Annotated in this window: 11 protein-coding genes; 5 read left to right on the forward strand and 6 right to left on the reverse strand. The window is 62.7% G+C overall.

Annotated features, from left to right (window positions below; genetic code table 11):
* Nucleotides 1-5: 5 nt before the first annotated feature.
* The 4 genes from J0909_RS16045 to gmhB all read left to right on the forward strand — a co-directional run bounded on the left by J0909_RS16045 (nucleotide 6) and on the right by gmhB (nucleotide 3,200).
* Nucleotides 6-617, forward strand: coding sequence for an L-threonylcarbamoyladenylate synthase (locus J0909_RS16045; protein ID WP_207264393.1), 612 nt, complete (start codon nucleotides 6-8; stop codon nucleotides 615-617).
* 483 nt (nucleotides 618-1,100) lie between these two features.
* On the forward strand, nucleotides 1,101-1,574 hold the full coding sequence (locus J0909_RS16050; RefSeq protein ID WP_207264394.1) for an NUDIX domain-containing protein: 474 nt from the start codon (nucleotides 1,101-1,103) through the stop codon (nucleotides 1,572-1,574).
* Between the two features lie 73 nt (nucleotides 1,575-1,647).
* The gene (gene pdxA, locus J0909_RS16055) at nucleotides 1,648-2,658 is read left to right on the forward strand and encodes a 4-hydroxythreonine-4-phosphate dehydrogenase PdxA (protein WP_207264397.1); all 1,011 of its coding nucleotides are present in this window, start codon (nucleotides 1,648-1,650) and stop codon (nucleotides 2,656-2,658) included.
* 2 nt (nucleotides 2,659-2,660) lie between these two features.
* Entirely contained in the window at nucleotides 2,661-3,200 is a 540-nt protein-coding gene (gene gmhB / locus J0909_RS16060; protein WP_207264400.1) for a D-glycero-beta-D-manno-heptose 1,7-bisphosphate 7-phosphatase, read from the forward strand.
* A 274-nt stretch (nucleotides 3,201-3,474) separates the two neighbouring features.
* Here the strand turns inward: gmhB and J0909_RS16065 are convergent, their stop codons facing one another.
* From J0909_RS16065 to J0909_RS16090, 6 genes are read right to left on the reverse strand one after another with little or no spacing between them, the layout of a single operon-like run.
* Nucleotides 3,475-4,275 carry a tetratricopeptide repeat protein gene (locus J0909_RS16065; RefSeq protein WP_207264402.1) on the reverse strand — a complete coding sequence of 267 codons (801 nt, stop codon included), beginning with the start codon at nucleotides 4,273-4,275 and terminating at the stop codon, nucleotides 3,475-3,477.
* Between the two features lie 29 nt (nucleotides 4,276-4,304).
* Nucleotides 4,305-5,429 carry a glutamine-hydrolyzing carbamoyl-phosphate synthase small subunit gene (carA, locus tag J0909_RS16070; protein ID WP_207264405.1) on the reverse strand — a complete coding sequence of 375 codons (1,125 nt, stop codon included), beginning with the start codon at nucleotides 5,427-5,429 and terminating at the stop codon, nucleotides 4,305-4,307.
* Nucleotides 5,429-6,169, reverse strand: coding sequence for a 3-deoxy-manno-octulosonate cytidylyltransferase (kdsB, locus tag J0909_RS16075; RefSeq protein ID WP_207264408.1), 741 nt, complete (start codon nucleotides 6,167-6,169; stop codon nucleotides 5,429-5,431). Before kdsB ends, carA begins: the two co-directional genes overlap by 1 nt.
* An 18-nt stretch (nucleotides 6,170-6,187) precedes the next feature.
* Entirely contained in the window at nucleotides 6,188-7,474 is a 1,287-nt protein-coding gene (locus tag J0909_RS16080) for a 3-deoxy-D-manno-octulosonic acid transferase (protein ID WP_207264411.1), read from the reverse strand.
* Nucleotides 7,475-8,386 carry a D-alanine--D-alanine ligase family protein gene (locus tag J0909_RS16085; RefSeq protein WP_207264412.1) on the reverse strand — a complete coding sequence of 304 codons (912 nt, stop codon included), beginning with the start codon at nucleotides 8,384-8,386 and terminating at the stop codon, nucleotides 7,475-7,477.
* Nucleotides 8,352-8,993 carry an HD domain-containing protein gene (locus J0909_RS16090; RefSeq protein ID WP_207264416.1) on the reverse strand — a complete coding sequence of 214 codons (642 nt, stop codon included), beginning with the start codon at nucleotides 8,991-8,993 and terminating at the stop codon, nucleotides 8,352-8,354. Before J0909_RS16090 ends, J0909_RS16085 begins: the two co-directional genes overlap by 35 nt.
* Before the next feature lie 200 nt (nucleotides 8,994-9,193).
* Here J0909_RS16090 and J0909_RS16095 point away from each other — a divergent pair, with 200 nt between their 5' ends.
* Nucleotides 9,194-9,862 carry a hypothetical protein gene (locus J0909_RS16095; protein ID WP_207264418.1) on the forward strand — a complete coding sequence of 223 codons (669 nt, stop codon included), beginning with the start codon at nucleotides 9,194-9,196 and terminating at the stop codon, nucleotides 9,860-9,862.
* Nucleotides 9,863-10,051: the final 189 nt, after the last annotated feature.

Here is a 10,051-nt window from a genome sequence, read left to right on the forward strand (position 1 = left end):
CTTTCATGCAAGAATTGCTCAAGATCCTGCGTTCCGGCGGCATCGTCATCTATCCCACGGAGACGCTCTATGCGCTTGGTTGCGACGCCACCAGCGAAGCGGCCTGCAATCGCGTGGCCACGGTCAAGGGGCGTTCCGAAGAGCGGCCCCTGCCCCTGATCATCGGGGGCATGGATATGCTTGATCTTGTCACCAGCCAGAAGTCCCGCTCCCTGTTGGATCTGGCCGAGGCGTTTTGGCCCGGGCCGCTGTCCATTCTGGTCAAGGCGCTGCCCGAGCTGCCCGGCTGGCTGTCCGACGACGAGGGCTACACCTCGGTGCGCTGGTCCGGTCACCCCTTCGCCTCCGAGTTGTCCCGCCGGTTCCGCAAACCCATCGTGGCCACCAGCGCGAACCTGTCCGGCAAAGCCCCGGCGGCCCTGCCCGAGGACATCGACCCCGCGCTCCTGGAGATGGTTGACGGGTCCTATTTCGATCCGCCGTGGCCGCGCGGGCACAAGGCCTCCACCGTGGTCCGCATGCTCGGTTCGAGCAAACTCGAAATTATCCGCGAGGGCGAAATCTCCATCAAGAAATTGTGCGACAAGGGATTTTCCGTGGCCGTGCGCAACGCCTGACCCGGCCGGTTCAAATCCTTGAACCGACATACACGGGAAATGGACCTTTCCCGGATCGAAGTAAAAAATCCTGTACCCCTTGTGGGTGCGGGATTTTTTTTCTTCCAACGTCTCTCCGAGCAATATGTTGGTATTATTAAATATATTTAAAAACAGCCTCTTTATGAGAGTGTTGGCACGCCGATTGCTATATCCCAAATAACTTCTTCCTTTTTTTGCACACGAGAAAGCCAAGGCTTCACCGGATAATCCGATGAAGCCTTTCTCGTATGGTTTGTATTTTAAATATAAATCAAATTAAAACAATATGTTAAAGCATCGACTGGCACTCATTGCGGAAAAGTTTCGGCCCTCTGCGGAGGGCGGAGGCCATTGTTGGAACGAAGCGGACCGGTAGAAAAAGTGGAATCGGGTCGCGCGGGATTTGACTTGGCGGCCGTGTTTGGGGACAGTCCGGTCTGAACACAGCCAAGGGAGCGTATCATGGGCAGAATTCGGACCTGCCCCCATTGCGGGGGCGAGATCGAGGTGTATCGGAATCCCACCCCCACGGTGGATGTGGTCATCGTCATGGACCTGCCGGATGGCGGGGAGGGCGTGGTCCTCATCAAGCGGCGCAACCCGCCATTGGGCTGGGCCTTGCCCGGCGGGTTCGTGGACTACGGCGAGACCTGTGAGCGGGCCGCCGTGCGCGAGATGAAGGAGGAGACCGGGCTGGACGTGCGTCTGACCGGATTGCTCGGGGTCTATTCGGACCCGGATCGCGATCCGCGCGGGCATACCATGAGCGTGGTCTATACCGGCGTGCCCGAAGATCCGGCCAGCCTTGTGGCGGGCGACGATGCGGCCGATGCCGAAATATTTCCCCTGGGGCGTTGGCCTGAGCTGGCCTTTGATCACGCCCGAATTTTGGCCGACTTTTTGGCTCGGCGCGAGCGTCGGCCGGGCGCGCATTGACTTGGGCCGGGGGCGGGGGTAGCTTCCCGGGACCGGATATTCCCGGACAGACCGCATCCAAGGAGAGACGACCATGCGAACTCTATGCATAACCCTCGGCGATCCCTGCGGCCTCGGGCCCGAGCTGGTGACCCGACATTTCCTGAACGGCGATACCGCCGGGGACCGTTTTCTGCTTATCGGCCCGCCCCCTGCCCTGGACCGAGAACTGGCCCGGCTGGGCGCGCCGCGATTCTTCACCCCCATCGACAGTCTTGAGGCTATCGCCGACAAGAAACCCGGCGTCTATATTTATCAGCCGCCCGAGCTTGACGGCGTCTCCTTCCCGCCCGGCGTACCCTGCCGCGAGGGCGGACTGTCCGCCGGTGTCAGCCTGGATGCCGCCGTGCGCGCGCTTAAATCCGGCTTGGCCGAGGGGTTGCTGACCTGCCCGCTGAACAAGGCCATGCTCAACGCCGCCGGGTTCGACTTCCCCGGGCACACCGAATTTCTGGCCGAAAAGCTTGGCGTAGGCCGTGACAACGTGTGCATGCACCTGTGCGGCCATGACCCGAATGATCCCTCGCCCAAGCTGCGCGTCAGTCTGGTGACCACCCATCCGCGTCTGCGCGACGTCCCCGGGCTGGTCACCCGTGAGCGTATCCTGCACTGCCTGCGCCTGACCGCCGACTTCCTGCGCACCCTCGGCCTGGACGGCTCCATCGGGGTCTGCGGCCTCAATCCCCATGCCGGGGAGTCCGGGCGCATCGGGGACGAGGAGATCGTCACCGTCATTCCGGCCCTGGAACAGGCTGCGGCCGAAGGCATTCAGGCCGTCGGGCCCGTACCGGGGGACACCATCTTTCATTTCGCCGCCCAAGGCCGTTTTCCGGCCGTGTTGGCCATGTATCATGACCAGGGGCTGGCCCCGCTCAAGCTGCTGCACTTCAGCCGCGCCGTGAACGTCACCCTCGGCCTGCCGTACCCGCGCACCTCGCCCGACCACGGCACCGGCTACGACCTTGTGGGTACGGGCGAGGCCTCCATCGACAGCTTTCACGCCGCCCTCGACATGCTCCGCAAGCTCGTCGGCCGACCTGGATGACCATGTTCAAGCGCTACGTCCTCCTCGATCGCGACGGGACCATCATCCGGGACAAGCACTACCTGCACGACCCCGACGGCGTGGAGCTTTTGCCCCAGGCCGCCGAAGGATTGAAACGCATGCAGGGCATGGGGTTCGGACTGGCCGTGCTGACCAACCAGAGCGGCATCGGGCGCGGCTACTATGACGAGGACTCGGTCATTGCCTGCAACCGGCGCATGACCGAACTCCTCGCCGGGCAGGGCGTGGTCATCGACGGCGTCTTTTTCTGCCCGCATGCGCCCGGGGACAACTGCAATTGCCGCAAGCCCAAGCCCGGCCTGATGCAACGGGCCGCCGCCGAACTCGATTTCGATCCCGCCCAGGCCTTCATGATCGGCGACAAGGCCGCCGACATCGACCTGGGCCGCAACACCGGCGCGGGCACCATCCTCGTGCGCACCGGCAAGGGCGCGCAACAGGAAGCCCAATGCGCCCCCCGCGCCGACCATGTCTGCGACGATCTCTTCGCCGCCGCCCTGTACATTGAAAGTTTGCTGTAGGGTGTGCAGCGCCCCTGGCCTCCCTCCCATTCTCCTTCCTAAACTTCTTGTTGTCGCTCTCGTGGGGAGACGGCTTTTCTTTACGATGTTGCGAGGGAGAAGGGGACGGACCTTCCTCATTCGCACGCCCTTGCCGCAGGCACATAAAAAGTTTGGAAAGTGGGTCCAGGGGGGACATTTTTTCAAAAGTTTCCCCCCTGGCCGCCGGAGGTATCCCCAACGAAAAGGGCTCCCGTTTGGGAGCCCTTTTCGTTGGCGTATGGCTTCGTCGGCGTCAGCCCATTTTTTTCTGGGCGAATTTAAGCATTTTGACGGCTTCGGCGAAATTGGGATTGATTTCCACGGCCTTGTTGGCTGAGCTGGCCATTTTGCCCCATTTGCGCCAGTCGTAGTAGAGTCGGCCCATGTTGTAGTGCAGGTATTCGTCGTTGGAGGTCAGGGTCAGGGCCTTGAGGTAATATTTTTCGGCGGTCTCGAAGTCCTTCATTTTGCGCAGGACCATGCCGATGCGGTTGTACAGGTGGATGGCGTTGGGGTCGTCCTTCAGGGCGTCGTCCAACATGGCGTAGGCTTCCTTGTACCGGCCCGCGTTGAGGTAGCGGTCGGCGATGTCGGCCTTGAGTTCGGAGTCCCCGCTGAAAGAGCGCACCAATTGGTCGAAGACTTCCTTGGCCTTGTCCCAATCCTGGGCGTCCAGGAAGGCCTGGCCTTTTTCCAACTCGGTCTGCTTCTGGGCGTTGAAGGCGTCCATGTCGCCCTGAACTTCCTCGTTGAGGGCCTTTTGCAACTCCTGGAGCAGTTCGCGCATGGCGTCGAGCAGAGGGCGCTCCTGGCCGGGCTCGTAGCTGATGACCAAGGGGTAGATCTTGCGCAGCTCCTTGTCCGAGTTGAGGACATAGGTGACTTTTTTGAGGATGTCCTCGAACTCGTCACGTTCGTTCTTCAGGACCTGATTTTTGAGGAAGAGAATGAGCCCGTCGTGAACCGCCTGAACCGCGGGCATATATTTGCCCTTTTTCAGGAGGGTGGCGACGGAATTCAGTTTCTTGCGCGATTTGATCAGATCAGTGGACATGCGGCGTTCCTGGCTGGGTTTGTCGGGGGTTATACCCCGGTGCTTTTTCTGACCATATCACGAAATCTTGGGAAGAAATAGCGACTGTCGTGGGGACCTGGCCCGGCCTCGGGATGGTGCTGGATGGCCAGGATGGGCTTTTCGCGGTGACGGAATCCTTCCAGGGTGTTGTCGTTGAGATTGACGTGGGTCTTTTCGAGGAAGTCGAGGCCGTCCACATCCACGCAGAAGCCGTGGTTCTGGGAGGATATTTCGATCTTCTCGGTCTGGAGATCCATGACCGGGTGGTTGCAGCCGTGGTGGCCGAACTTGAGCTTGTAGGTGGTTCCGCCCATGGCCAGGCCGAGAATCTGGTGGCCCAGGCAGATGCCCGCCACGGGCAGGTCTTCGCAGAGGTCGCGGGCCGCCTCCACGGCGGTGGTCACCGCCGCTGGATCACCGGGGCCGTTGGACAGAAACACGGCGTCCGGGCCGAGTTCGCGAACCTGGGCCGCGGTGAAGTGGGAGGGCAGCACGATCATGTCGAAGCCCTCGGCCTCCATGAGGCGCAGGATGTTCCACTTGATGCCGAAGTCGTATACGGCCAGCTTGGGGCCGACGCCCTTCCAGGCGAAGTCCTTGAGGTCGTCGATGAACGCGGGCTTTTTGCCGTCCCAGGTGTAGGGCTTGTCGCAGGACACGCGGTCGGCCAGGTTGAGGCCTTCCATCTTTTCGATGGACCGGGCCTTTTCGACCAGTTCCGCCGGATCAACGTCGCCGGCGGCCATGAAGCCGCGCTGGGCGCCGTTGATGCGCAGATGGCGGGTCAGGGCCCGGGTGTCGATGCCTTCGATGCCCATGACCCCGGCTTGGGTCAGGTAGTCGGGCAGGGACATGGTAGACCGCCAGTTGCTTGGCCTCTTGCAACATTCCTTGACGATGAAGCCTGCGGCCTGGACCTTGTGCGACTCCACGTCTTCGGGGTTGACCCCGTAGTTGCCGATGAGCGGATAGGTCATGGTGACCATCTGCCCGGTGTAGGACGGGTCGGTCAGGATCTCCTGGTAGCCGGTCATGCCGGTGTTGAAGATGACCTCACCGGAGGCCTCTCCCTGGCCGGTGAAACTCGTCCCCTTGAAAATCGTGCCGTCTTCGAGGGCAAGAATCGCTTTCATCAATGGTTCTCCAGAATGGTCTTGATCTTGACGAGGTCTTCGGGCCTGTCTACCCCGTGGCAGGAGTGCCGCGTCTCGGTCACATAAATATCGATGCCGTCCTCGAGCAGACGGAGCTGTTCCAACTTTTCCCGCTGTTCCAGCGGGCTCGGGTCCAGACTGCCGAATCGTTCCAGCGCCTCCATGCGGAAGCCGTAGAGCCCGATGTGCAGCAAAAAACCGTGCATTTTCCCGTCGCGGTCGAACGGCACCTGCGAACGGGAGAAGTAGAGCGCGCGTCCGTCCCTGGCGCGGACCACCTTGACCCGGTCGGGCGAAGCGGCTTCCTCCGGGCCGATGGATGTGGCCAAGGTGGTCACCCGGACCCGCCGGTTCTCGAAAGGCCGGACCAGTTCGGTGAGCATCTCCGGTTCCAGGCACGGTTCATCGCCTTGGATGTTAACCACTACCGCGTCCGAGTCAATGGACAGGGCCCGGGCCGCTTCGAGCACCCGATCCGTGCCGCTGCTGTGATCGCGCCGGGTCATGACCACGGGGACGGCCAATGCCGTGGCCGCGTCGAGGATGCGCGCGTCGTCCGTGGCCAGTGTGACGCTGGTCATCATCGGACAGGCCGAGGCGCGCGACCAGACGTGCCAGAACATGGGCTTGCCGCCGATCTCCACCAGAGGCTTGCCCGGGAACCGCGAGGAGTCATACCTGGCGGGGATGATGCCGTGACATTCGGGGAATTCGTTCATGGTTGTTGGGTAGCGTGTTTAATCCTTATTAAGCAAATCGGCAACCTGTTTGGCGACCGCTTCCGCGCCGCCCCTGCGGTCGCGAATATATCGGCCCGCAGCAGCGGCCACCTCTCTGCGTGACGGGGTGTTGTCGATAATTTTCTTTAACGATTCCAGAGCGTCTTGCCAGCCGCAAGCTTCCACGGCCAAGCCGGATTCGAGGACTTCCCGGCCCACCCAGGCGAAGTTCTTCCAGTGCGGACCGGTCACCGGGGTCACACCGGAGGTCAGGGGTTCGAGGAAATTTTGTCCCCCCAGCGGGGCCAGTGAGCCGCCGATGAAGGCGGCCGCGGCCAGCCCGTAGGCCGGGACCAATTCGCCGAAAGTGTCCCACAGGACGACTGTGCCGGGGCGCGCCGGGCCGTTGAGCTTCGAGCGCAGGACCCAGTTGAGCCCGGCCCCGTCCATGGCCCTGCGCCACAGGTCCAGGTGGTGCATGTGCCTGGGAAACAGGCCGAGCACGGTGGCCGGTCTGGCGGACATGAGTCCGGCGGCCAGGCGGGTGACGTCGTGCTCTTCCTCCCTGCGCACCGAACCGAAGATGACGAACGGGGTCTCGGCGGCGATGAGGTCCCGGAGCGGGTTGGCGCTTCGGGGCATGGGCCGGGTGTCGCCCATGCGGTCGAACTTGACGTTCGGCATGACCTGAACCCGTTCGCGTCCGAACAGGGTGGCGAAGCGGCGGCCGTCGGTTTCGGACACGGCCATGATCCGGTCCGGGGCGAACGCTTGGAACAGCCCCGGCCAGGTCATGTAACCGGCCAGGGATTTGGTGCTCATGCGGCCATTGGCCAACAGCACGGGCACGCCGCTCTTTTTGCAGGCGGACAGGAAGCCCGGCCAGATTTCGGTTTCGAGGAGGACGGCCAATTCGGGACGGACCCGTTCGAGCATGCGGCGCATGAGCCCCGGCGCGTCGAAGGGAAAGTACCACGGCTGGACGGCCAGTCCGGCCTTGCGCCCGTTGATTTCGGAGGCGGCCCGGACCAGGGTCTGGTATCCTTGGAGGGTGTTGGTGGTCACCAGCACGCGCAGAGTATCGGTTCCGGTCGGCTTGAGGTGCTTGAGGACCTCCCAGGCCAGGTAGGCCTCGCCGCCACTGGCCGCCTGCATCCACAGGCGGGCCGGGGCGGGGACGCCGCCAGCCAGGGTCCGTTGCTCCCAGCCGTCCTTGAGCCGTCCGTTGAACCGGAGGCAGGGTAGGACGGCCTTCCAGGCCAGGCCGTAGATTTTGAGTGCCAGGTCCGTGGCGTTCTTCCCCATCTAAACCCTGCCTTCCAGGCCGAGCCGAATGAGCTCGGCGATGAGTCCAGTGAAGGAGTAGCCCACGTGGGCCGCGGCCCTGGGCAGCAGGCTGGTGGGAGTCATGCCGGGCAGGGTGTTGACTTCGAGCAGGTAGGCCTCGCCATCGGCGGTGGCGATGAAGTCGCCCCGGCTGTAGCCGGTCAGTCCCAGAGCCGTATGGGCGACGAGCATCTGTTCCTGAATGGCCGTACTCAGCGCCTCGTCCACCGGGGCCGGGCAGATTTCCTCGGCCCCGTCGGCCGCGTACTTGTTCTCGTAGTCGAAGAAGTCGGAACCGTCCCGCGGGGTGATCAGGATCAGGGGCAGGGCCTCGTTGCCGAGGATGCCGCAGGTCAGCTCTACGCCGGGGATGAAGGTCTCCACCAGGGCGGATTGGCACATGGCGAAGACCTTGTCCAGCGCCGCCGGGAAGTCCTCGGCGGTGCGTACCAGGGACATGCCCAGAGACGAGCCGCCCTTGTCCGGCTTGACGAACACGGGCAGATCGAGCGTCAGCGGCGCTTCGCGTCCCTGGGTGGGGGTGATCAACTGCCAGTCCGGGGTCTTGATGCCGTTGGCCTCGAAGACTTCCTTGGCGGCCGCCTTATTCAGGGCCAGGTAGGAAGCGGCCGGGCCCGCCCCTTGGTAGGGACAGCCCGCTTTGTCGAGGACCGCCTGGATCAGGCCGTCCTCGCCGGGCGAGCCGTGCAGGTTGATGAAGGCGAAGTCCGCGTTCCGGGCAATGGAAAGGAGGTTGCGGAAGTCGTCGGCCGGGTCGAAGAACGTGACGGTGTGGCCGAGTTCATCGAGGGAGGCCTGAATTTTCTTGGCTCCGGACAGGGAGACGTCGCGTTCGTCAGACCAGCCGCCCGCTATCAAAATCACATGCATTGAGATTCACCTTGAGTGTGTCGCATAAGAGTTGTTCCAGCTCCAGGGCCTGTCGTTTGGTTTCGTTGATGCGGTCCTGGAGATTCAGGGGAATGCCGTACCGGATGATCAAGTCCCGGAATCGATCTTCGATGGACACCAGTCGGTTGTGGTTCACGCGCTTGTCCGCGTAGAGCACGGCCAGGGGCGGGAAGTAGCGCGAAAGGTCCATGGCGAAGGGCCAGTAGACGTGGTGGGTCACGCCGCAGGCGATGATCGGGTTTCCGGTCAATTCAGCCACCCAGGCTCCGCCCAGTTGGCTGTGGTTGCCGCCGTGGCGGATGCAGTAGGTCTTGGCCAGATCATGCAGCATGGCCGAGGCGCGCACCGTGGGCACGTCCACGTCCAGCCCCTGTTCAACAGCCCGCTTGGACAGGAAGGTGGCCACGGTCGCGACCATGCGGCTGTGTTCGGCCACATTGTCGAGCATGGCGTACTCCTCCCAGTACCGGGCGCATTGGACGTCGTCCGGGACGAACAGGTCGGGATCGGGCAGGGCCGGTGGCGGCGGGGGCAGCGGCGACCGGTGGGGACCGGCTGCCTGGGCGGTGTTTTCCTTGGCGGACATGGCATACGTACGCGAAGCGCGTCGGGTTGGCCGGGATGCACAAGCGCATCCGATGGATTTCATCTATCAGCCCGAACCGAAAAAAGAAAGCGGGCGCCCCCCGGAAAAACGGACCGGCTGCCATCCTGATTATTCTTTTTTACCGTATTCTGGCGGTCTCCCGGCGGTTGTGCTAACCATGCCACAATGGGAGGAACCCGGTGAAGGGTGAAGTCATATTGCACATGGCCTTTTTTTTGGGCGGACTGGCCGTCCTTTGCCTGGCTTGGCGCATGCGCCGCAAGAACCGGAATCTCGGCCTGGCGGGCGTTTCCTGGTGGGTGACGGGGTACTCGGCCATGGGGCTGGCGGCCATCGGCACGGGGGTGGATTTCTATTACGGCGACTGGATCAAGGGATTCGTCACCCATCTGCTTCTGACCGGCGGAATGGCCGTGATCTGGGTAGGGACCCACCTCTTCCTGGAAGGCCGGATAAGGCGCACGGCCGCGGTTGTGTCGATCCTGCTGCTGGCGGGCGAGGCCATCGGCGTTTTCTGGTTTTATTTCGTCGAGCCCGCCTATCAGGTTCGGTTGACCATCACCTGCGTGGTCCTGCTCATCCTGTCCGCGAACCTGTCCATGGCCCTTTTCCTCTCCAATATGGAGAGCCGGGCGGTCACCATCGCGGGGGTGTGCTACTTCCTGTTCGCCCTGCTCAACGGATCGCGGACCCTCGCCATCCTGATCAGCCCGGACCGCTTCGCCTATTATCTGTCCGGGCCTCTGGCCGTGGCCGTCACCGCCCTGATGTTTCCGGTCCTGGCGGCGGCCGAAATGGCCGCCCTGTGCATGATCCGCAACATGGCCCGGGGGCGGGAAGCGGAGTAGGAATTCCCCTTCCCGCGCGCATTTCCACCCCTGTCGAGGGTACCGGCCGACTCGCCGGGTTTTTCATTTGCTCATATCATTCAGAGGGTATATGACTGTCGCTAACCTAAAGAAATCGGTTCCGCAATCAGCCTAAAGGATTATGCTTTGAGCTTCGAATTACTGGAAAAGTTCCGTGATCCGGACCTG

This window comes from Desulfovibrio sp. Huiquan2017, from assembly GCF_017351175.1.
GTDB lineage: Bacteria > Desulfobacterota > Desulfovibrionia > Desulfovibrionales > Desulfovibrionaceae > Pseudodesulfovibrio.